Annotated in this window: 21 protein-coding genes; 1 reads left to right on the forward strand and 20 read right to left on the reverse strand. The window is 64.0% G+C overall.

All coding sequences use genetic code 11. The features are described 5' to 3' along the window. Positions 1-72 precede the first annotated feature (72 nt). The 17 genes from atpD to LGM56_RS30290 all read right to left on the reverse strand — a co-directional run bounded on the left by atpD (position 73) and on the right by LGM56_RS30290 (position 18,714). Positions 73-1,467, reverse strand: a complete 1,395-nt coding sequence (gene atpD / locus LGM56_RS30210; protein WP_011350527.1) for a F0F1 ATP synthase subunit beta — start codon at positions 1,465-1,467, stop codon at positions 73-75. A gap of 66 nt (positions 1,468-1,533) precedes the next feature. Continuing rightward, a complete protein-coding gene (atpG, locus tag LGM56_RS30215; RefSeq protein WP_069246774.1) occupies positions 1,534-2,409 on the reverse strand; it encodes a F0F1 ATP synthase subunit gamma in 876 nt (291 codons plus the stop codon). A gap of 69 nt (positions 2,410-2,478) precedes the next feature. Further along, positions 2,479-4,020, reverse strand: a complete 1,542-nt coding sequence (gene atpA / locus LGM56_RS30220; protein ID WP_021160444.1) for a F0F1 ATP synthase subunit alpha — start codon at positions 4,018-4,020, stop codon at positions 2,479-2,481. 44 nt (positions 4,021-4,064) lie between these two features. Beyond that, positions 4,065-4,604: a F0F1 ATP synthase subunit delta gene (locus LGM56_RS30225; protein WP_011350524.1), complete on the reverse strand. Its 540-nt coding sequence runs from the start codon at positions 4,602-4,604 to the stop codon at positions 4,065-4,067. A gap of 2 nt (positions 4,605-4,606) precedes the next feature. Next, a complete protein-coding gene (locus LGM56_RS30230) occupies positions 4,607-5,077 on the reverse strand; it encodes a F0F1 ATP synthase subunit B (protein WP_039351436.1) in 471 nt (156 codons plus the stop codon). Between the two features lie 129 nt (positions 5,078-5,206). Beyond that, positions 5,207-5,476: a F0F1 ATP synthase subunit C gene (atpE, locus tag LGM56_RS30235; RefSeq protein ID WP_006482730.1), complete on the reverse strand. Its 270-nt coding sequence runs from the start codon at positions 5,474-5,476 to the stop codon at positions 5,207-5,209. A gap of 75 nt (positions 5,477-5,551) precedes the next feature. After that, positions 5,552-6,403, reverse strand: a complete 852-nt coding sequence (atpB, locus tag LGM56_RS30240) for a F0F1 ATP synthase subunit A (RefSeq protein WP_011350522.1) — start codon at positions 6,401-6,403, stop codon at positions 5,552-5,554. Positions 6,404-6,512: 109 nt separating this feature from the next. Then, positions 6,513-7,037, reverse strand: coding sequence for an ATP synthase subunit I (locus tag LGM56_RS30245; RefSeq protein ID WP_089424151.1), 525 nt, complete (start codon positions 7,035-7,037; stop codon positions 6,513-6,515). A gap of 567 nt (positions 7,038-7,604) precedes the next feature. Further along, positions 7,605-8,735: an SLC13 family permease gene (locus tag LGM56_RS30250; RefSeq protein ID WP_226207600.1), complete on the reverse strand. Its 1,131-nt coding sequence runs from the start codon at positions 8,733-8,735 to the stop codon at positions 7,605-7,607. A gap of 10 nt (positions 8,736-8,745) precedes the next feature. Then, the gene (locus LGM56_RS30255) at positions 8,746-9,639 is read right to left on the reverse strand and encodes a ParB/RepB/Spo0J family partition protein (protein WP_027788713.1); all 894 of its coding nucleotides are present in this window, start codon (positions 9,637-9,639) and stop codon (positions 8,746-8,748) included. Positions 9,640-9,670: 31 nt separating this feature from the next. Next, positions 9,671-10,450 carry a ParA family protein gene (locus LGM56_RS30260; RefSeq protein WP_089424149.1) on the reverse strand — a complete coding sequence of 260 codons (780 nt, stop codon included), beginning with the start codon at positions 10,448-10,450 and terminating at the stop codon, positions 9,671-9,673. A 56-nt stretch (positions 10,451-10,506) separates the two neighbouring features. Next, entirely contained in the window at positions 10,507-11,193 is a 687-nt protein-coding gene (gene rsmG, locus LGM56_RS30265) for a 16S rRNA (guanine(527)-N(7))-methyltransferase RsmG (protein ID WP_089424148.1), read from the reverse strand. Beyond that, positions 11,190-13,160, reverse strand: coding sequence for a tRNA uridine-5-carboxymethylaminomethyl(34) synthesis enzyme MnmG (mnmG, locus tag LGM56_RS30270; RefSeq protein ID WP_089483179.1), 1,971 nt, complete (start codon positions 13,158-13,160; stop codon positions 11,190-11,192). Before mnmG ends, rsmG begins: the two co-directional genes overlap by 4 nt. A gap of 589 nt (positions 13,161-13,749) precedes the next feature. Further along, positions 13,750-14,505, reverse strand: coding sequence for an ABC transporter ATP-binding protein (locus tag LGM56_RS30275; protein ID WP_175237702.1), 756 nt, complete (start codon positions 14,503-14,505; stop codon positions 13,750-13,752). Continuing rightward, positions 14,505-16,289: an ABC transporter permease subunit gene (locus tag LGM56_RS30280; protein ID WP_089493811.1), complete on the reverse strand. Its 1,785-nt coding sequence runs from the start codon at positions 16,287-16,289 to the stop codon at positions 14,505-14,507. Before LGM56_RS30280 ends, LGM56_RS30275 begins: the two co-directional genes overlap by 1 nt. Positions 16,290-16,293: 4 nt before the next feature. Next, positions 16,294-17,349 (reverse strand): branched-chain amino acid ABC transporter permease, encoded by a 1,056-nt coding sequence (locus LGM56_RS30285; RefSeq protein WP_226207601.1) that lies wholly within the window; start codon positions 17,347-17,349, stop codon positions 16,294-16,296. A gap of 207 nt (positions 17,350-17,556) precedes the next feature. After that, positions 17,557-18,714, reverse strand: a complete 1,158-nt coding sequence (locus LGM56_RS30290) for an ABC transporter substrate-binding protein (protein WP_089493810.1) — start codon at positions 18,712-18,714, stop codon at positions 17,557-17,559. Positions 18,715-18,830: 116 nt separating this feature from the next. Between LGM56_RS30290 and LGM56_RS30295 the strand changes: the two genes are divergently transcribed. Further along, positions 18,831-19,334 carry a hypothetical protein gene (locus LGM56_RS30295; protein ID WP_226207602.1) on the forward strand — a complete coding sequence of 168 codons (504 nt, stop codon included), beginning with the start codon at positions 18,831-18,833 and terminating at the stop codon, positions 19,332-19,334. Positions 19,335-19,837: 503 nt separating this feature from the next. On the opposite strand, the gene LGM56_RS30300 is transcribed toward LGM56_RS30295, so the two are convergent. The 3 genes from LGM56_RS30300 to LGM56_RS30310 form a co-directional block, all read right to left on the reverse strand. Then, entirely contained in the window at positions 19,838-20,812 is a 975-nt protein-coding gene (locus LGM56_RS30300) for a branched-chain amino acid ABC transporter permease (protein ID WP_039351467.1), read from the reverse strand. Further along, positions 20,812-21,696, reverse strand: coding sequence for a branched-chain amino acid ABC transporter permease (locus tag LGM56_RS30305; RefSeq protein WP_011350508.1), 885 nt, complete (start codon positions 21,694-21,696; stop codon positions 20,812-20,814). The genes LGM56_RS30300 and LGM56_RS30305 overlap by 1 nt, the downstream gene beginning before the upstream one ends. A gap of 128 nt (positions 21,697-21,824) precedes the next feature. Continuing rightward, on the reverse strand, positions 21,825-23,024 hold the full coding sequence (locus LGM56_RS30310) for an ABC transporter substrate-binding protein (RefSeq protein ID WP_089493806.1): 1,200 nt from the start codon (positions 23,022-23,024) through the stop codon (positions 21,825-21,827). Positions 23,025-23,076: the final 52 nt, after the last annotated feature.

The following is a 23,076-nucleotide window of genomic DNA, read 5'->3' on the forward strand; positions in this document are numbered from 1 at the left end:
TGCCGTGTCCCCTATCGCCAGCGCTATAGGAGAACCAACGGCCAACGGCACCCGCTGCGTTACGCCCGATCCTTACGAGATCTTCTTGGCCTTTTCGAAGGCTTCGTCGATCGTGCCGACCATGTAGAACGCCTGTTCCGGCAGGTGGTCGCACTCGCCGTCGACGATCATCTTGAAGCCGCGGATCGTTTCCTTCAGCGGCACGTACTTGCCCGGCGAGCCCGTGAACACTTCAGCAACGTGGAACGGCTGCGACAGGAAACGCTGGATCTTACGCGCGCGCGCGACCGACAGCTTGTCTTCCGGCGACAGTTCGTCCATGCCCAGAATCGCGATGATGTCGCGCAGTTCCTTGTAGCGCTGCAGCGTCTGCTGAACGCGACGGGTGATCGAGTAGTGCTCTTCACCGATCACGTTCGGGTCGATCTGGCGCGACGTCGAGTCGAGCGGGTCGACCGCCGGGTAGATACCCAGCGAAGCGATGTCACGCGACAGAACGACGGTTGCGTCCAGGTGGCCGAAGGTCGTAGCCGGCGACGGGTCGGTCAAGTCATCCGCAGGGACGTACACGGCCTGGACCGACGTAATCGAGCCCTTCTTGGTCGACGTGATGCGCTCTTGCAGCTTGCCCATTTCTTCAGCCAGCGTCGGCTGATAGCCCACTGCCGACGGCATACGGCCGAGCAGTGCCGACACTTCGGTACCGGCCAGCGTGAAACGGTAGATGTTGTCGACGAAGAACAGCACGTCGAGGCCTTCGTCACGGAAGTGCTCGGCCATCGTCAGGCCGGTCAGCGCGACGCGCAGACGGTTGCCCGGCGGCTCGTTCATCTGGCCGTACACCAGCGCGACCTTGTCGAGAACGTTCGAGTCCTTCATTTCGTGGTAGAAGTCGTTCCCTTCACGGGTACGCTCGCCCACGCCCGCGAACACGGAGTAACCGCCGTGTTCCTTCGCGATGTTGTTGATGAGCTCCATCATGTTGACGGTCTTGCCCACGCCAGCACCGCCGAACAGGCCAACCTTGCCGCCCTTTGCGAACGGGCAGATCAGGTCGATGACCTTGATACCCGTTTCGAGCAGTTCGGTCGACGGCGACAGTTCGTCGAACGCCGGCGCCTTCTGGTGGATCGAACGCGTCGTTTCGCTTTCGATCGGGCCAGCTTCGTCGATCGGACGGCCAAGCACGTCCATGATTCGGCCGAGGGTCGGCTTGCCGACCGGCACCGAGATCGGCTTTGCCGTGTTCTTCACGGTCAGGCCGCGGCGCAGGCCGTCGGATGCACCCAGACAGATGGTACGGACAACGCCGTCGCCCAGCTGCTGCTGGACTTCGAGGGTCAGTTCCGAGCCATCGAGAATGAGCGCGTCGTAGATCTTCGGCATGCTGTCGCGCGGGAATTCCACGTCGATAACGGCGCCGATGCACTGTACGATCTTGCCTTCTACCAAAGCAGCAGTACTCATCGCTTTTCCTTTAAATACCTGATTCTTTACTCGCGCAAAGGCGCAGTTGTCGTCCCGGGCGCGCGCTTAAACAGCGGCTGCGCCGCCGACGATCTCCGACAGTTCTTTCGTGATCGCGGCCTGACGGCTCTTGTTGTATACGAGCTGCAGTTCGCTGATCACCGTCTTCGCGTTGTCGGACGCGGCCTTCATCGCGACCATGCGCGCCGATTGCTCGGACGCCATGTTTTCCGCGACGGCCTGGTACACCAGCGCCTCGACGTAACGCACGAGCAGTTCGTCGACGACTGCCTGCGCGTCCGGCTCGTAGATGTAGTCCCACGACGTGGCCGGCGTACCATCATCGGCTTCGAAGTGTTCCGACGACAGCGGCAGCAGCTGCTCGATCACGGCTTCCTGCTTCATCGTGTTGACGAAGCGCGTGTAAGCGATATAAACCGCCGACAGCTTGCCTTCCGAGTACAGGTCGAGCTGCGTCTTCACGGCGCCGATCAGCTTGTCCAGATGCGGGGTGTCGCCGAGGTGCACGACCTGCGACATCACCTTCGCGCCGAAGCGGTTCAGGAACCCGAGGCCCTTGCTACCGATCGCGGTGGCTTCGACCTTCTGGCCCTTCTCTTCCAGCTCCTTGAACTTCTGCACCGTCGCACGCAGCACGTTGGTGTTCAGACCACCGCACAGCCCCTTGTCCGTCGTGACGAGGATGATGCCGGCCGTCGTCGCGCCTTCGTTCGCCACCATGAACGGGTGGCGGTACTCCGGGTTCGCGCGGCTCATGTGCGCGGCGATGGCACGGACCTTGTCCGCATACGGACGAGCGGCGCGCATGCGTTCCTGCGCGCGGCGCATCTTCGATGCGGCCACCATTTCCATCGCCTTCGTGATCTTGCGCGTGTTCTGCACGCTCTTGATCTTGCCGCGAATTTCCTTCATTCCAGCCATAGCTTGCTCCTTGACCGAAGCGGCGCGGGCGCATCAGCACCCGCGCGGCCTCAGTGTGTCACTCGCGGATCAATAGGCACCGGACTTCTTGAAGGATTCGATCGCCGAGCGCAGTGCGCCTTCGTCGTCCTTCGAGAGATCCTTGGTGTCTTCGATGCGCTTGATGAGGTCAGCGTGGCTGGTCTTCAGGTTTTCGCGCAGGCCCTTCTCGAACGACAGCACTTGCTTGACGTCGAGGTCGTCGAGGTAGCCGTTGTTTGCGGCGTACAGCGACACGGCCAGTTCCCACACCTGCAGCGGCTGGTACTGCGGCTGCTTCAGCAGTTCCGTCACGCGGCGGCCGCGCTCGAGCTGCTTGCGGGTCGCTTCGTCGAGGTCCGATGCGAACTGGGCGAATGCCGCCAGTTCACGATACTGCGCGAGGTCGGTACGGATACCGCCCGACAGCTTCTTCACGACCTTCGTCTGAGCGGCGCCACCGACTCGCGACACCGACACGCCGGCGTTGATTGCCGGGCGGATGCCTGCGTTGAACAGGTCGGTTTCCAGGAAGATCTGGCCGTCGGTAATCGAGATCACGTTCGTCGGAACGAACGCGGTCACGTCGCCAGCCTGCGTTTCGATGACCGGCAGTGCCGTCAGCGAGCCGCTCTTGCCCTTCACTTCGCCGTTCGTGAACTTCTCGACGTACTCTTCCGACACGCGAGCAGCACGCTCGAGCAGACGCGAGTGGAGATAGAACACGTCGCCCGGGTACGCTTCACGGCCCGGCGGGCGGCGCAGCAGCAGCGAGATCTGACGGTATGCCCAGGCTTGCTTGGTCAAGTCGTCATAGATGATCAGCGCGTCTTGGCCGCGGTCGCGGAAGTATTCGCCCATCGTGCAGCCGGCGTACGGTGCGAGGTACTGCATCGCTGCCGAATCCGAAGCCGAAGCGGCGACGACGATCGTGTATTCCATCGCGCCCGTTTCTTCGAGCTTGCGAACCACGTTCATGATCGACGAAGCCTTCTGGCCGATCGCGACGTAGATACAGATCAGGTCCTTGCCCTTCTGGTTGATGATCGCGTCAAGCGCCACCGCGGTCTTGCCGCACTGACGGTCGCCGATGATCAGCTCACGCTGGCCACGGCCGATCGGCACCATTGCGTCGATCGACTTGATGCCCGTCTGCACCGGCTGCGACACCGACTTACGCCAGATCACGCCCGGGGCGATCTTTTCGATCGCGTCGGTCAGCTTGGCGTTGACCGGGCCCTTGCCGTCGATCGGGTTGCCGAGCGCATCGACCACGCGGCCGACGAGTTCCGGACCAACCGGGACTTCGAGAATGCGGCCCGTCGTCTTGACGATGTCGCCTTCCGAGATGTGTTCGTATTCGCCGAGAATCACCGCGCCGACCGAGTCGCGCTCGAGGTTCAGCGCGAGGCCGAACGTGTTGCCCGGAAACTCGAGCATTTCGCCCTGCATCACGTCCGACAGGCCGTGGATACGCACGATACCGTCGGTCACGGAGATCACGGTGCCCTGGTTGCGAACGTCTGCGCTCGCTTCAAGGCCCTGGATCCGGCTCTTGATCAGCTCGCTGATCTCAGAGGGATTGAGTTGCATTATTCGCTCCTGATAGTCAATTCTGTTGCGTGCCGGCGTGGCGCTCAGGCGGTCAACGCAGCCTGCATCGATGCGAGGCGCGCGCGAACCGAGGTGTCGAGCACTTCGTCGCCGACCGTCACGCGCACGCCGCCAATCAGCGACGAATCGACTGCGACCGTCGGTTTCAGCTTGCGCTTGAACTTGCGTTCGAGGCCCGAGACGAGACTCTCGAGATCCGCGCCGTTCAGCGGGAACGCGCTCACGATCTCGGCGTCGGCTGCACCTTCACGTTCGTTCTTGAGCGCCTCGAACTGCTCGGCGATTTCCGGCAGCAGCGCGATGCGATGATTGTCGACCAGCATCTGCACGAAGTTCTTCGCTTCGGCGCCAGCTCCGAGCGGCGACTTCACCGCAGCAAGCAGCAACTCGGCTACTTGCGTGCGCGTCACCTTCGGGCTCGACGCGACCGACAGGACTTCCGGCAGACGCGCAACCTGGGCCAGCTCTTGCACGAGCGTGGACCAGGCGGCGATGTCACCGCCCTCGGCCACGCGGAACAGCGCTTCTGCGTAAGGGCGGGCGATGGTTGCAAGTTCGGCCATGATCAGAGCTCGGCTTTCAGTTGATTCAGCAGTTGGGCGTGGGCCGTTTGATCGACTTCGCGCTTCAGGATCTGCTCGGCGCCCTTCACGGCCAGCGTAGCGACTTCACCACGCAGCGCTTCGCGCGCCTTCACGATTTGCTGTTCTGCTTCCGCCTTCGCCTGGGCGATGATGCGGGCGGCTTCAGCCTGGGCGTTGGCCTTGATTTCCTCGGCGACCGCCTGGGCACGCTTTTCAGCGTCGGCGATGCGCTGCTGGCCGTCATTGCGGGCCTGCGCGAGTTCCTGGTCCACGCGCTTGTGCGCTGCGTCGAGTTCTGCCTTGCCCTTCTCGGCGGCGGCGAGGCCGTCGGCGATCTTCTTCGAACGTTCGTCGAGGGCGTTGATCAACGGCGGCCACACGAATTTCATCGTGAACCACGCGAGGACCAGGAACACGACCATTTGCGCAAACAGAGTTGCGTTGAGATTCACGGTGTTTCCTTATCTGCTATTCCGGAAAAATGAAACGGTAAGGCGCTCATCGAGTTGCATTCGATCAGCGCCCCAAGTCTCCGTTCCGCCCTGCGCCGGCTTGCGCCGGACGCATATTTCCGAGGAACCTTAGCCTGCGAGCTTCGACAGGAGCGGGTTCGCGAACGCGAACAGCATTGCAACACCCACGCCGATCAGGAATGCCGCGTCGATCAGACCAGCCAGCAGGAACATCTTCGTTTGCAGCGGGTTGATGAGTTCCGGCTGACGTGCGCAGGCTTCGATGTACTTACCACCCATCAGCGCGATACCGATACAGGCGCCGATTGCACCCAGGCCGATGATGATGCCGATACCGATGGCGGTCAGACCCTGGATGTTGGCGATGTAAGCTTGCATGATCACTCCTTTGTGAAAAGACTTGGAACTGAGATTTAAAAAACTAAAACGGAAACTCTTTGTTGCACGCCGCGCTTAGTGCTTGTCGTGCGCCTGGCCGAGATACACCAGCGTCAGCATCATGAAAATGAATGCCTGCAACAGAACAATCAGGATGTGGAAGATTGCCCAGACGCTACCCGCGATCACATGACCAACGAAGCCGAGGAACGTTGCGTCGCCACCGAAGCTCCACATGCTGCCGAGCAGGGCGATCAACAGGAACAACAGCTCACCCGCGTACATGTTGCCGAACAGCCGCATACCGAGGGAGACGGTCTTCGCGAGATATTCGACGATGTTGAGCGCGAGGTTCGGGATCCACAGCAGCGGGTGGGCGCCAAACGGTGCCGACAGCAGCTCATGCACAAAGCCGCCCGCGCCCTTGATCTTGATGCTGTAGTAGATCATCAGGACGAACACGCCGAGCGCGATGCCGAGCGTGCCGTTCAGGTCGGCCGTCGGGACGATGCGATGGTGGGAAATCACGTCCGACAGACCGAGCAGGCCGATCACGCGGCCCGGCAGGTCGACCGGGAGGAAGTCGAGGGAGTTCATCAGCGCGACCCACACGAACACCGTGAGCGCGAGCGGAGCGATGAAGGTACGATTGCCGTGAACGATGGCCTTCGATTGGTCTTCGACCATCTCGACGAGCATCTCGATCGCGCACTGGAAACGGCCCGGCACGCCCGACGTCGCCTTGCGGGCGGCCAGACGCAGCACGAGGATCGTCACGATGCCGCAAACGATCGACCAGAACAGCGTGTCGAGATTCCAGACGTGGATGTCGAAAATCGACGTCTGATGCGAGGTGGAGAAATTCTGCAAGTGGTGCGCAATGTACTCGGACGGATCCGGACCGCGCGTGCCTTCGCTAGCTGCCATATCGTTAATGCCACCCAAATTGTCGAAAATCGTTTTGCCCGTTCCGCAACACGCTATTGCGGGAACGGGCTGGTGCGGTTCGTTGTCGAAACCGCACGCTGCTTGTTCCTTACCGCCAGGCCAGCGCGATCCAGTACGTCTTCAGCACGACGAGGTACGTGACGAGGAACGGCACCCAGTGCACGCCGGACCAGCCGAACGCCACTGCAGTGAACATCCCGATCGTCAGAGCGAGCTTCAGGGCTTCGCCCATCACCCAGCTCATCACGGTGGCCGAGCCACCTGCCTTCAGTCGTGCCACGAATACCGCACTGGGCACCCAGCCGATCGCTCCGCCCAGAAACGCGGATTGCGCAGCGGCGCCCGGCGACTTTGAAAACAGCCACCACGCCAGCGTTGCAACCAGGGACAGAACCACTTGCGCGAATACCACCTTATAGGGGGTCACGCGCGAGGGCTTGCTCACGTTCGGGCCGAACAGCTTTTCGGCGTCTGCCCGTGTGAGCGGAACGATGTTGTTATCTTGCTGCTCGGCATCCCAGTCATCGTCGAATTCGCGCCGCTCGCCGGCCGCTGAAGCGGTGCGTTGCGTGCGCTGATCATCGTGCCTGTCGTCCGGCGCCTGACCCGCCATCGCAATCTTCCGCAAAATCCTTGAACCCGGCCCCAAGCTTTCTGAAAGCTTTCAGGGGTGCCTAGCTAACAAATCCGGGCGATTGTAAGCGATAGTTGCAAGTGATTCAAGGCTTTAGACGCGACAAAAACCTGCGTAAAACGACGCCTCATCATGTGAAAAAACGGGCGATTCGACGACGTACGATGACAGTTGTAAGGTCGCCTTTTTGCACCGGTATTTCTTGCTCGAAAAAATTCCGATGACGAGGGAATAGCGAGGAAACGATGCCCGGCGCGGGCGCCGTCGGGGCGGCACGATCACCACCCAGCGCCCACGCTGTGACGCGGTTCCGGGCTCGAGTTCAGCACGAAGCCCCGAACAGACGAAACACTGTGGTCACCCGGCCGCGCCGGATACGCGAAATCCGGACTGATGCTGACGCAACGAATTATCCAATCAGTTGTCATGCCACCACAGTCGATCGACTGTGGATTGCGGCACTTATCAACAGCCCGCACCAGCGCGAATGCTGTGCGCCCTCCCCACCACCCGAATGGCACGCCTGTGCCACACGCATCACGCCGTTCAACCGTGAACGAGCAGCCACGCGCCGAGTGCCGCGCTCACGAGCGCGAACGGAATCGAGACCAGGTGGAACGGCAACCACATGCGCGGCTCCTTCGCGAGACGCACCGCGATCAGGTTCGCCAGCGAGCCGATCGCGAAACCAAAGCCGCCGACCGATACGCCGAACGCGAGCGCGCGCCAGTCATGCGTGAACTCCGACAGCAGGATCGCGGCCGGCACGTTGCTGATGCCCTGCGACAGCACGGCACCGGCCGCAAAGATGCGCAGCGGTGAATCGAGATTCGCATGCGCAATCGCGTCATGGATGACGGGCAGCGCAGCCGCGCTGCGCAGCACGACGAACATCAGCACGAAGATCAGCAGCAACAGCCAGTCGATCTTCAGGACTGCGTCACGTTTGGCGACGAGCAGCACGATCGCGACGGCAAGCAGGCCCGGCAGCGGATGGTGCGCATCGGCGAGCAGCACGAAGGCCGCGAACAGCACTGCGGCGATCAGCGCGTGCAGGCGTTGTACGGGAATGGCGACGACGTCGCCGGACAGGTCGAGCGGTTTCGCACGAAACGCGCACGCGGTCAGCACGAGCAGCAGCGCCATCAGCGCGATCGCGAGCGGCCCGAGCGTGACCACGAAGCGGCCGAACGACACGCCGCTCAATTGCCACAGGAAAAGATTCTGCGGATTGCCGAGCGGCGTCGCGACGGACCCTGCGTTGACGGCCAGCGCGACGACGATCACGAGCCGCCGGAACGGCAGTGGCGTCAGCGCACGCAGCGACACCATCAGCGGCACGACGACGAACAGCGCGACGTCGTTGGTGAGCCACATCGACAGCAACGCGGCGAACCCGACGAGCAGCATCGCGAGCCCGCGTTCGGAGTGCACGTGATGCACGATGCGGTGTGCGAGCCACATCAGGCAGCCGGACAACTCGAGCGCCTTGGTCAGCATCAGCAGGCCCGCGAGCGTCGCGACCGTCTGCCAGTCGACCCGATCGGCCAACACCGAAAATGGTTGCGGACGCACCCATTGCAGCACGATCAGCCCAAGCACGAGCACCGATAGCACGGGCTCCTGCGCAAGCCACCCCAACCACCGGCGCGGCGCCGGTGCGTCCGTCTCCGCCATGCGCCGCCCTTTACTCTTCGGTTGCGACGTTGCCGCGCAGTCGCACGAGAATGCCTTCGAGCGCGTCGAGGTTGCCGAAGTCGATCGTCACCTGCCCTCGCCCGCGGCGGCCAAGCTTGATCTTCACCGTCGACGCGAGCAGGTCGGACAACTCCTCCTCGAGACGGCGCGTATCGCGACCGCCGTCGTCCTTCGCGCGCGCCTTCACCGCCGGCGCTTCCTTCGTCGTGTGCGTGACGAGCTTTTCGGTCTCGCGCACCGACATGCGCTTGTTGACGACCTGATGGGCAAGCGTGATCTGCGTGGCCGCATCGACGGCGAGCAGCGCGCGCGCATGCCCCATGTCGAGATCACCGGCCAGCAGCATCGTCTGCACCGGCGAAGCCAGGTTCAGCAGGCGCAGCAGGTTCGATACCGCGCTGCGCGAACGGCCGACCGATTCGGCCGCCTGTTCGTGCGTGAAACCGAACTCGTCGAGCAGGCGCTGGATGCCGTGCGCTTCTTCAAGCGGGTTCAGATCCTCGCGCTGGATGTTCTCGATCAGCGCCATCGCCGCGGCGGCCTGATCCGATACGTCCTTCACGAGCACCGGCACTTCATCGAGACCCGCCAGGCGCGCCGCACGGAAACGGCGCTCACCCGCGATGATCTCGTATTTGTCTGATGAAATAGGCCGTACCAGGATCGGCTGCATCACGCCCTGCGCGCGAATGCTTGCCGCGAGCTCCTGCAGGCTGCCTTCGTCCATCCGCGTACGCGGCTGGTACTTGCCGGCCTGCAGCTTGCCGAGCGCGAGCGTGTTCGGTGCCCCTTCGATCTTCACCGCTTCGGTGATATCGGCACTGCCGCCGAGCAGCGCTTCGAGGCCACGTCCCAAGCCCTTCTTCTTTGGTACCGCGTTCATGTCTTTCTTCCTCGCTTCGCTCATGTCCGGATCACGACACCTCGAACGCGCGAACGCGGTCGATCATTTCGGCACCGAACTGGAGATACGCTTGCGCACCGCGCGAGCTGCGGTCGAACACGACGCCCGGCAACCCGTAACTCGGCGCTTCCGCCAGGCGCACGTTACGCGGAATCACCGCGTCGAACACCTTGTCGCCGAAGTGCGCTTTCAGTTGATCGGAGACTTGCTGCTGCAGCGTGATGCGCGGATCGAACATCACGCGCAGCAAGCCGATGATCTTCAGGTCGCGGTTCATGTTCGCGTGAACCTGCTTGATCGTGTTGACGAGGTCCGACAACCCTTCCAGTGCGAAGTACTCGCACTGCATCGGAATCACGACGCCGTGCGCCGCGCACAGCCCGTTCAGCGTCAGCAGCGACAGCGTCGGCGGACAGTCGATCAGCACGAAGTCGTAGTCGTCGGACACGCGCTCGAGCGCAGCCTTCAGCCGGCGCTCGCGGTTGTCGATGCTGATCAGTTCGATCTCGGCACCGGACAGCTCGCGATTCGCGGGCAGCACGTCGTAGGTGACGCCGTCCGGACGGATGCGCGCATCGGTCACCGACACGCCGTCGACCAGCACCTCGTACACGGTCGCTTCGCAAGCAGCCTTGTCGATCCCGCTGCCCATCGTCGCGTTACCCTGCGGGTCGAGATCGATCAGCAGGACTCGTTGCTCCTGCGCTGCAAGGCTTGCGGCGAGATTGACCGATGTCGTCGTCTTGCCGACGCCCCCCTTCTGGTTCGCAACGCAGAAGATCTTTGCCATCGTTGGTGTGTTCCCTTTACCTTCAAACAAACGGCGCGCTACTGCGCGCCTGCCCTTCAATTCGCTTCGTCGACGGCCACTTCGATCAGATGCCGTTCGGCATCGAGCATCGGCACCGCCAGCCGTATCGTCTGCTTCACGCGGCTGCCTTCCGGCAATCGCGCAATCTCGTCGTCCGGATGGACGCCCTTCATCGCCCAGATCGATCCGCCCGGCGCGACCAGATGTCGAGCAAGTTTAACGAAGTCGGACAGATCCGCGAAAGCGCGGGATACGATCATGTCGAATTTTTCCGGCACTTCAACACCCGGCTGCAGCGATTCGACCCGACCGGTGACCACCGACAGGTTCGCGAGCTTCAGCTCCGCGCGCATCTGAGTCTGGAAGGCAGACTTCTTCTGCACGATATCGTTCAGCGTGACCTGCCAATCCGGCTCGACGATCGCCAGCACGATACCGGGCAACCCGCCGCCCGAACCGACGTCGAGCACGCGGGCCGATGCACGGCCGCGCAGATGCGGGACGATGGAAAGCGAATCGAGGATGTGCTGGATCAGCATCTGCTTCGGGTCGCGGATCGCGGTCAGGTTGTAGACCGCGTTCCACTTGCCGAGCAGCGCGACGTAGTCGAGCAGCTGGTTGAGTTGTGCATCCGTCAGGGTGAGGTCGAGCGCCGTCGTGCCTTCGACGAGCATCTGCTCCAGTACGTCCCGATTAACCGCCGGCGCGCGACGCGCCGTCATTGTTGCGTCGGGACGGCGCCGTCCCCCTGCTCCGTTGCCTCTGCGGCAGTGCCATTACGGCGCCCGAGGCCGCGGCGCTTCAGGTGCACCATCAGCAGCGAGATCGCTGCCGGCGTGACACCCGAGATGCGCGATGCCTGCCCGATCGTCTCCGGCCGGAACTCGTTGAGCTTCTGGCTCACCTCGAACGACAGGCCGCGGACTTCGCGGTAATCGATACCGTCCGGCAGGCGCGTATTCTCGTTCGCGTCGTTGCGTTCGATCTCCGAGGCCTGGCGCTCGATATAGCCCTGATACTTGATGCCGATCTCGACCTGCTCCTTGATCTGCTCGAGCATCACCGGATCGTCGGCCAGCGGCTCTGCGGGGCCGCATTCGCCGCCCTTCAGCCCACACACGCCGTCGTAGCTGATACCCGGGCGGCGCAGCAGCTCGGCGAGGCTGTATTCGTGGTCGATCGCCTTGCCGAGGAGCGCGGTCGCCTCTTCCGCCGGCAACGTCTTCGGCGTGACCCACGTCGACTTCAGGCGTTCGGTTTCACGTGAAACAGCGTCGCGCTTCCGGCTGAATGCGTCCCAGCGCGCATCGTCGACGAGCCCCAGTTCGCGGCCGATCTCGGTCAGGCGCATGTCGGCATTGTCTTCACGCAGGCTGAGGCGATACTCGGCGCGGCTCGTGAACATCCGGTACGGCTCGGCCACGCCACGCGTCACGAGATCGTCGACCAGCACGCCAAGGTAGGCCTGGTCACGGCGCGGGCACCAGGCGTCCTTCTCCTGCACGTAGCGGCCCGCATTGAGGCCGGCCAACAGACCCTGCGCGGCCGCTTCCTCATAGCCGGTCGTCCCGTTGATCTGACCCGCAAAGAACAGCCCGTTGATCGCCTTCGTCTCGAGCGACGCCTTCAACGCACGCGGGTCGAAGTAGTCGTACTCGATCGCGTAGCCGGGACGCAGGATGTGGGCGTTCTCGAGGCCGCGCATCGAATGCACGAGCTCGAGCTGAACATCGAACGGCAGGCTCGTCGAGATCCCGTTCGGGTAGAACTCGTTGGTCGTCAGCCCTTCTGGCTCCAGGAAGATCTGGTGCGATTCCTTCGACGCGAACCGGTGAATCTTGTCCTCGATCGACGGGCAATAGCGCGGCCCGACGCCTTCAATCACGCCTGTATACATGGGCGAACGGTCGAGACCACCGCGAATGATGTCGTGCGTGCGCTCGTTCGTGTGCGTGACCCAGCACGGCAGCTGCTGCGGATGCTGCTCCGCGCGGCCCAGGAACGAGAAGACGGGGATCGGATCGAGGTCGCCCGGCTGTTCGGTCAGCTGCGAGAAATCGATCGAGCGGCCATCGATACGCGGCGGCGTACCGGTCTTCAGGCGGCCCTGCGGCAGCTTCAGCTCCTTCAGGCGCGACGACAGCGACACGGCCGCCGGATCGCCCGCGCGGCCGCCCGTGTAGTTGTTCAGGCCGACGTGGATCTTGCCGTCAAGGAACGTGCCGGCGGTCAGCACGACCGCGCGGGCGCGGAAGCGGATGCCGATCTGCGTGACGGCGCCCACCACGCGGTCGCCTTCGACCATCAGGTCGTCGACGGCCTGCTGGAACAGCCAGAGGTTCGGCTGGTTCTCGAGCCGATGGCGGATCGCGGCCTTGTACAGGATACGGTCGGCCTGCGCACGCGTCGCGCGCACGGCCGGCCCCTTCGACGAATTGAGGATCCGGAACTGAATACCACTCTCGTCCGTCGCGGCTGCCATTGCGCCGCCCAGCGCATCGACTTCCTTGACCAGATGGCCCTTGCCAATGCCGCCGATCGACGGATTGCAGCTCATCTGCCCAAGCGTTTCGATGTTGTGGGTCAGCAGCAGTGTCTTTGCGCCCATGCGGGCGGACGCCAGCGCGGCTTCGGTGCCGGCATGACCGCCACCGACGACGATGACGTCAAATTCTGTGGGAAAAAGCATGGTGGATTCCGCACGCAGGGCTGCGCACGAACCTATCAGAGAAATGTATGGGGCGAATTATAGCGGGTTCGCTTTTCACCCGAATGCCGTCCGAATGGTAGGGTCTGTGCATTTCGACGATTTTTCGGCGCTGGACCGATGAATCTGTGGTTCCGCGCCTACGCCTGCGAATAATCCGGCCCCGCCCGGCGCACATCGTTACGCCTGTGCAGGGATCCATGTGTCGAGAAATTTCACGTGGAACATATAACCCGTTCGAGGCCTGTGTCCCGCCCAACACCCAGGCGAAACATCCTGTGCCCCTTCCTCACAGAATTTCCGTCGGAACGCTCGACACTTATCCCCTGTGACCCGACACATCATCATTCTGTGGAACGAGTGGCAGCCAACTCCGATCGACAAACCGGATTGCCATCTGCACGGTAGATATCTCCCCCACCGCCGCTGCACAGCGCTTTTGATTGTTCCTCCGGTACTTATCCCCTAGTTGTTAACCGCCGATGCATGGGAGTCAGACCTCGACCCCAAAACAAAAACGGCGTGTTTCACGTGAAACACGCCGCCCGTTTCCCACCCACCGAGCCTCCGATCAAGCCGTTTTCTTCGCCAACCCGAGGTAGGTTTCGATCACGCGTGGATTCTGCGCGAGTTCCGCGGCCGCCCCTTCCAGCGCAAACTCGCCCGTCTCCAGCACGTAGCCGTAGTCGGAGATCTGCAGCGCCGCCCGCGCGTTCTGCTCGATCAGCAGCGTCGCCACGCCCGTCCCGCGCAACGCGCTGATGATATGAAAGATCTCCTTCACGATCAGCGGCGCCAGCCCAAGGCTCGGCTCGTCAAGCATCAGCAGGTCGGGCTTGCCCATCAGCGCGCGGCCAACCGCGAGCATCTGCCGCTCGCCGCCGGACAGCGTGCCGGCCGCCTGCTTGCGCCGCTCCTTCAGCCGCGGAAACAGCGCGAACACGTGATCGAGCTGGTCGAGGAAGTTCGCTTCACCTGCCAGCTTGCGTCGATACGCGCCCAGCACGAGGTTGTCTTCGACCGTCATCGTGCTGAACAGCTCACGCTTTTCCGGCACGAGACACATCCCGCGTGCGACGCGCTGCTCGACCGGCAATGCCCCCACATCGTGACCGCGATACACGACCGCGCCCGACGCATGTCCGGTCACCGGCAGCGCGCCCATGATCGCGTTCAGCAGCGTCGATTTGCCGGCCCCGTTCGGCCCGATCACGCTGACGATCTGCCCCGCACCGACCTTGATCGCCGCGCCGTGCAGCGCCTCCACCTTCCCGTACCGGACCGCCAGCCCGCGCACGTCGAGAATCGGCATCGTCGTGTCCGTCATCACTCCACCCCGCCCAGATACGCTTCGAGCACCGCCGGATCCTGCTGCACGTCCTGCGGCAGCCCTTCCGCGATCCGCGTGCCGAATTCCATCACCACCAGCCGGTCGGTAAGATTCATCACGAAATCCATGTCGTGTTCCACAAGCAACACGCTCATGCCTTCCGCCTTCAGCCGCCGCAGCAGGTCGGCGAGTTGCTGCTTCTCCTGGTAACGCAGCCCGGCGGCCGGCTCGTCGAGCAGCAGCAGCGTCGGATCGCAGCACAGCGCCCGTGCGATTTCGAGAATCCGCTGCTGGCCCAGCGCGAGGCTGCCCGCTTCGTCGTACATGTGCTTTTCGAGCCCGACGCGGCGGATCTGCTGGGCTGCCTCGGCCAGCAACTGCGCTTCCTCGTGGGCATTGAGCCGCGCGACGCTGCGCCACACGCCCGTATGGCCGCGCAGGTGCGCGCCGATCGCGACGTTCTCGAGCACCGTCATCGCCGGCAACAGCTTCACGTGCTGGAACGTCCGGCCGATGCCGCGGCGGACGATCTGGCGCGATGTGAGCCCGTCGATGCGCTCGCCACGGAACGTGATCGTGCCGCCCGTCGGCTTCAGCACGCCCGTCACAAGGTTGAACGTGGTCGACTTGCCGGCGCCGTTCGGGCCGATCAGCCCGATGATCTGCCCCGCTTTCACGTCGAAGCTGACGTCGTTGACGGCCACGAGGCCGCCGAACTGCTTGCGCGCGTTGTCGACGACGAGCAGCGGCTCGCCGGCCGCGGGCTTCGCGCGTTGCGGCAACGGGTCGGCGTGCTCGGGTACATGCGCACGCGGCCCGCGCGGGAACAGCCTGGCGACGAACGGCCACACGCCCTGGCGGGCGTACTGCAGCAGCAGCACCATCAGCACGCCGAACACGATGATCTCGAAGTTGCCTTCAGAGCCGAGCAGCTTCGGCAGCAGCGTCTGCAGGTAGTCCTGCAGCACGGTCAGGATCGCCGCGCCGAGCACGGCGCCCCACACGTGCGACACGCCGCCGACCACGGCCATGAACAGGAACTCGATCCCGTGGTTCAGCCCGAACGGCGTCGGGTTCACCGCACGCTGCAGGTGGGCGTACAGGAAGCCCGAGATGGCCGCGAGCACGGCCGCATAGACGAAGATCACGACGCGCATCCACGCGGTGTTCACGCCCATCGCCTCGGCCATCACGCCGCCGCCGCGCAGCGCACGGATCGCCCGGCCCGGGCGGCTGTTCAGCAGGTTCTGCACCGACACGATCGCGGCCAGCACGACGGCCCAGATCAGGAAATACAGGCTGCGGCCGCTGTCGAGTGTGATGCCGAACAGGTTCAGCGCCGGAATCCCGTTGATCCCGTCGTACTTGCCGAGCAGTTCGAGGTTGCCGAACAGGTAGAACAGCGCGAGGCCCCACGCGATCGTGCCGAGCGGCAGGAAGTGGCCGGACAGCCGCATCGTGACCGCGCCGAGCACGAGCGCGACGAGCGCCGTCAGCACGACACCGACGATCAGCGCGAGCCACGGTGACACGCCGTAGCGCGTCGTCAGGAGCGCGGTCGCATACGCGCCGATGCCGACGAACGCGGCCTGCCCGAAGCTCGTCATCCCGCCGACGCCCGTGAGCAGCACGAGCCCGATCGCGACGATCGCGTAGAGGCCGATGTAGTTCAGCAGCGTGATCCAGTATTCGGGTACCTGCAGCGCGCCGGGCAGCACCGGCAGCGCGAACAGCACCACGAGAAACACCCAGAAGGTCTTGTTGCGTACCATCGTCTTCATCGTGTCACTCCTCTTCCTCTTCCGCGTGCGGCGTGGCGAAGCTCCGCCACAGCAGCACCGGAATGATCAGCGTGAACACGATCACCTCCTTGTACGCACTCGCCCAGAACGACGAATACGATTCGAGCACGCCGACGAGCAGCGAGCCGGCGGCCGCGAGCGGATAGCTGACGAGCCCGCCGATGATCGCGCCGACGAAACCCTTCAGGCCGATCAGGAAGCCCGAGTCGTAGTAGATCGTCGTCAGCGGGCCGACGAGGATCCCGGACAGCACGCCGAGCCCCGCCGCAAACGTGAACGCGAGCCGCCCTGCCTCGGTCGTGCCGATGCCGACGAGCCGCGCGCCGAGCCGGTTCACCGACGTCGCGCGCAGCGCCTTGCCGGCGATCGTGCGGCCGAAGTACACGTAGAGCGCGCCGATCAGCACGAGCGCCGTCACGACGACCAGGATGCTCTGCACGGATACCGTCATGCTGCCGATCGACAGCGACGCATCCGAGAAGCCGTTGGTACGCGAGCCTTCCGCGCCGAACATCACGAGCCCCAGCCCGACCATCGCGAAGTGGACGGCGACCGACACGATCAGCAACAGCAGCGTCGTACCCTCGGCGATCGGCTGGTAGACGAGCCGGTAGACGAACGGCCCCATCGGCACGACGATCGCGAGCGTCAGCGCGATCTGCGCGAGCATCGGCAGTGGCTGCATCGCGAAGCTGCGCGTGATCGCGAACACCGCGAGCGGCAGCAGGACGTAGCGGCTGCCGAGCGTCGCGAGCGTGCGGCCGAGCTGATGGCGCCGTTCGCGATGCCGGATCAGGCCGCCGACTTCGAGCACGAAGCACGCGATGCCCATCACGAACAGCAGCCAGCAGGTGGCGGGAAATTTCTGCGCCTGCAACGCGGCAAGCGTCAGCGCACCGTAGGCGACGAATTCGCCCTGGGGAATGAAGATCACCCGCGTGACGGAAAACACCAGCACGAGCGCCAGCGACAGCAATGCATATATGGCGCCGGTCGTGATGCCGTCTTGCGCGAGGATCGCTGCAATCGAGAGATCCATACGTTTCGTGTATCGAGAATGCTGCGGAGAAACGAAAGACAGGAACGGCCGGGGCGCACGGGCCGCAAGATCGGCGCGTCGGGCGCCACGCAGCGAGCCCCTGCGGTTCCACACGACATGGGCATGGTCGCGGCCCGTCGGGCCCGGCGCCCTGCCGACGGCATGCACGGCGCCAGTCGCGCCGCGCACGCCGGTTTCACGTGATACTTACTCGGCCTGCAGCTTCCACTTGCCGTCGACGATCTGCACCATCACGCGCGCACGCGTGTCGAAGCCGTTGTGGTCGGTCGGTGTCATGTTGATCACGCCGTGCGACACGGGCAGGTCCTTCACGTTCTCGATCGACGCGCGCAGCGCCTCGCGGAACGCCTCGGTGCCCGGCTGGCCCTTCTTGAGTGCTTCCGGAATCGCACGCTGCAGCAGCAGCCCCGCATCCCACGCATGGCCGCCGAACGTCGCCAGCGAGCCCGCGCCGTACGCCTTCTCGTACGCGGCCTTGTAGCCGAGCGCCGGCTTCTTCACCGGGTTCGAATCGGGCAGCTGGTCGGTCACGAGCACCGGGCCGGCGGGCAGGATCTCGCCTTCGCAATCCTTGCCGCACACGCGCAGGAAGTCGTTGTTCGCGACGCCGTGCGTCTGGTACACCTTGCCCTTGTAACCACGCTCCTTCAGCGTCTTCGCCGGCAGCGCCGCCGGCGTGCCCGAGCCGGCGATCAGCACCGCATCGGGATTCGAGCCCATCAGCTTCAGCACCTGCCCCATCACCGACGCGTCGGTGCGGTTGTAGCGCTCGTTCGACACCAGCTTCAGCCCGTTCTTCGCGGCCGCCGCATCGAACGTCTTGTACCAGCTGTCGCCGTACGCGTCCGCAAAGCCGATGAAGCCGACCGTCTTCACGCCGTGCTTCGCCATGTAGCCGGCGATCGCGTCGGCCATCAGCTGGTCGTTCTGCGGCACCTTGAACATCCATGCGCGTTTGGCGTCCATCGGCGAGATGATCTGGGCACTCGCCGCGAGCGAGATCGTCGGCGTCTTGCCCTGCGACACGGGGTCGAGCATTGCCAGCGAGTTCGGCGTGACGGATGAGCCGATGATCGCGTCGACGTGATCTTCATCGATCAGCTTGCGCACGTTCTGCACCGCGCGGCTCGTGTCGGAGGCGTCGTCGAGCACGATGTACTGCACGCTCTTGCCGGCGATTTCCTTCGGCAGCAGCGCGATCGTGTTCTTTTCCGGGATCCCGAGCGACGCGGCCGGCCCGGTGGCCGACAGCGTCACGCCGATCTTCACCTGCGCCGACGCCGTTGCCGCCGCGCACACGAGGCCCGCGGCGAGCACGGCCTCCATCCATCGATTCATCTTCATTTACGTTGTCTCCAAACGCTGCTCGAAAAAGCCTCGGGTCGCTCGGGCGGCTCCCGGTCCCCAAACAAGTTAATAAATTAACTATCTCGCCATACCGCGTCTACGCTCGTTTTCCCGTGAAACACCTCGTCTTCAACGGCACCCGGACGGAACCACGCACGGACGCACCGGCCGGCGGTCGAAACGGTCGTTCGACCGTCACGATGCGCAGCGGCGGTGTCGTCTGGATGAAGAAAGCGGAGAAAGGCATAACCGTGTGCGCAATCGATGCATGCACAACGATCAAGGAAAGGCACGTCGATTCGGCCAGATGCGGCCAAATCCGCGCGCGTCGCATGATCGGGAAACCGGCTGCTCATGCGAATACGGATGCGAATGTCGACATGGATGCGCACGCAACGACCGGCGATGACGCCGGAACGCGCCTACAGGCCGCAGAACGGCTCGGGAAGGCCGCGGCGACAGCAGCCCAACCCCACGACGAACGAACGGCACCCGCCGCCCTTCCTGCCCCGATCCATCGTCCTGCGCTGCTCATCCAACCGTACTCCCTCTTCTGCATTCTGCTTGTAGGAGAACTGCCGACCTATTTTCCCGACCGCGCGGTCGGCGAAAGCTGAGTGTAACGGACGCGTTTTGCGCACGCCAACCGGGTTAGCCCGAACGGCCGGCGCACGGCTGAGCATCGTCTGCGAACGACTCGAGGGAAAACGGAAACGGGAAAACGGAGGACGCGCGAAGCGCGGAAGAAGCGCGGTGCGAACGCAAGCGCGGAATACGGCCGCCGCGCAGGCCGATGCACCAACAGCGGAAATCCGTGCACGCAAATGAAAAAGCGCTGTTGGATTCCGTCCAACAGCGCTTTGGGGTCCGGGCACTTTGTGCCTCGATTGTCTCCTCGTTCTCCACCTGCAAATTCGTTTCGCGGTGCATCAGAACTAAAGTGAATCTTAAAGAGGCTTAAGCACCACGGCAACTTAGCATTTACCCCTATGGTGCATCGCCGCACGAAAATGGGGCACCAGCTTGCCGCGCGGCGCCGGCCCGAGCCCGTTGCGACGCCCTTCCGGAGCATGCCGGATGGTGCTTCGCATCAACGCCCGGTAACGCACGCCGCCCGCATTCAGGACGCCCTGAGCGGCTTGATCCGCGCGACCATTTCACCGACGATGCCGCGCCGGAATGCGAGCACGCATGCGATGAAGATCAGCCCAGTGACGATCGTCGCCGATTCGCCGAGCGAATGGAACCACGCGACGCCCGTCGTCGACGCGAGCCATTCGCCGATGTCGCCGAGCCGGTCTTCCAGCGCGACGATCAGCGCCGCGCCCAGCAGCGGCCCGAACAACGTGCCCATCCCGCCGACGAGCGTCATCAGCACGACGAGGCCCGACATCGTCCAGTAAGCGTCCGACAGCGTCTCGAAGCCGAGCACGAGCACCTTCAGCGAGCCGGCCAGCCCCGCGATGCCCGCCGACAGGATGAACGCGAGCAGCTTGAAGCGGTCGGTGTCGTAACCGAGCGAGATCGCGCGCGCTTCGTTCTCCTTGATCGCGACGAGCACCTGGCCGAACGGCGAATGCACGACCCGCACGATGAACGCGCACGCGGCGACCACCACGGCCAGCACGACGTAGTACAGCGCGACATCGTTCGACAGGTCGAGCAGCCCGAACAGATGGCCACGCGGCACGCCCTGCAGCCCGTCCTCGCCGTGCGTGAACGGCGCCTGCAGGTAGATGAAGTAGACCATCTGCGCGAACGCGAGCGTGATCATCGCGAAGTAGATGCCCTGCCGCCGGATCGCGAACAGCCCGACGACGAGCCCGAGCAGCGTCGCGGCAACGGTGCCGACCAGCACGCCGAGCTCCGGCGTGAAACCGAGCGTCTGCATCGAATAACCGGTCGCATAGCCGGCGGTCGCGAGGAACATCGCATGGCCGAACGACAGCAGCCCGGTATAGCCGATCAGCAGGTTGAACGCGGCCGCGAACAGCGCGAACGTGAGCACCTTCATCACGAACACCGGATACGCGCCGATGAACGGCGCGGCGAGCAGTGCGGCGAGCAGCACGCCGTAGAGCACTTTTCTCTGCATCATTTTTCCTTGCCGAAGAGGCCCGCCGGGCGGAACAGCAGCACGATCGCCATGATCACGAACACGACCGTGGCCGACGCTTCGGGGTAGAACACGCGCGTGAAGCCCTCGATCACGCCGAGCAGCAGGCCCGTGACGATCGAGCCGAGGATCGAACCCATCCCGCCGATCACGACCACCGCGAACACGGTGATGATCATCGGCTGACCCATCAGCGGCGACACCTGGATCACCGGCGCTGCCAGCACGCCCGCGAACGCGGCGAGCGCGACGCCGAAGCCGTAGGTGAGCGTGATCATCATCGGCACGTTGACGCCGAACGCCTCGACGAGCTTCGGGTTTTCGGTGCCCGCCCGCAGGTACGCGCCCAAGCGCGTCTTCTCGATCACGAACCACGTCGCGAGACACACCGCGAGCGACGCGACCACCACCCACGCGCGGTAGTTCGGCAGGAACATGAAGCCGAGGTTGGTGGCGCCGGACAGCTGCGACGGCACGTCGTACGGCTGGCCGGACGAGCCGTAGATCGACCGGAACACGCCTTCGACGACCAGCGTGAGCCCGAACGTGAGCAGCAGCCCGTACAGGTGATCGAGCTTGTACAGCCAGCGCAGCATCGAGCGTTCGATCAGGATTCCGAACGCGCCGACGACGAGGGGCGCGATCACGAGCATCGCCCAGTACGGCAGCCCGAAATACGACAGGCCCATCCACGCGAGCATCGCGCCCAGCATGAACAGCGCGCCGTGCGCGAAGTTGATCACGTTGAGCAGCCCGAAGATCACCGCGAGCCCAAGGCTCAGGATCGCGTAGAACGAGCCGTTGACGAGCCCGAGCAGCAACTGGCTCAGCATCGCCGGCAACGGAATGCCAAAGATTTCCATCGACTTAGCCGTCAGAATGAGTTTCGTTGCGCGCGCAACCTTCATGCAGCGCGTGCGCGGGCGGCGCAGCGGGCACATCGCCGCGGCCGCCACCGAGCGGCGCGCCCGCGCGCGCCGCTACGCCCTGCCTACTTCCACAACGCGCAGCGCGTTTCCTGCTTGGTCCCGAACGCCTGCTCGCCCGGAATCGTCGCGAGCACCTTGTAGTAATCCCACGGCTCCTTCGATTCCGCCGGCTTCTTCACTTCCATCAGGTACATGTCGTGGATCATGCTGCCGTCCGTGCGGATATAGCCCTTTGCATAGAAGTCGTTGATCTTGATCTTCTTCAGCTCGGCCATCACCTTGTCGGAATCGGTCGTGCCGGCGGCCTGGACCGCCTTCAGGTAGGTCGTCACCGACGAGTAGTCGGCCGCCTGCAGGCTCGACGGCATCTTCTTCATCTTGCCGAAGTAGCGCTGCGCCCACTGGCGCGACGCCGCATCGCGGTTCCAGTACCAGCTGTCGGTCAGCACCAGGCCCTGCGTCGTCTCGAGGCCGAGGCTGTGCACGTCGTCGATGAACATCAGCAGCGCGGCGAGCTTCATCGTCTTCGTGATGCCGAACTCCTTCGCGGCCTTGATCGAGTTGATCGTGTCGCCGCCCGCGTTCGCGAGGCCGAGGATTTGCGCCTTCGACGCTTGCGCCTGCAGCAGGAACGACGAGAAATCCGATGCCGACAGCGGGTGGCGCACCGCGCCGAGCACCTGGCCGCCGTTCGCCTTCACGACATCCGACGTGTTCTTCTCGAGCGCCTTGCCGAACGCATAGTCGGCCGTCAGGAAGAACCACGACTTGCCGCCCTGCTTCACCACCGCCGAACCGGTGCCCTTCGCGAGCGCCATCGTGTCGTACGCGTAGTGAACCGTGTACGGCGTGCACTGCTCGTTGGTCAGCGTGTCGGCGCCCGCGCCGATGTTGATGTAGACCTTCTTCTTCTCGGCCGCGACCTGGTTCATCGACAGCGCGGTGGCGGAGTTCGTGCCGCCGACCAGCAGGTCGAGGCCGCCGCGGTCCATCCATTCGCGCGCCTTCGACGCGGCGATGTCGGCCTTGTTCTGGTGATCGGCATAGACGACCTCGATCGGCTTGCCGAGCACCTTGCCGCCGAAGTCGGCCACTGCCATGCGGATCGCCTCGAGGCCGCCCTGCCCGTCGATATCCGCGTAAAGCCCCGACATGTCGGTGATGAAGCCGATCTTCACGGTATCCGCCGCGTGTGCGGCGCCGGCGGTGAACGCGGCAGTCGCGAGCGCGAGACACGCCTGTGCGAGGGTCTTCATTTTCATTGACGTCTCCTGTTGTTCTGATGCGTTGTGGTTGTTCGAGGGCCGCCACGGC

The sequence above is a fragment of the Burkholderia sp. AU38729 genome (genome assembly GCF_020419725.1).
Taxonomy (GTDB): Bacteria; Pseudomonadota; Gammaproteobacteria; order Burkholderiales; family Burkholderiaceae; genus Burkholderia.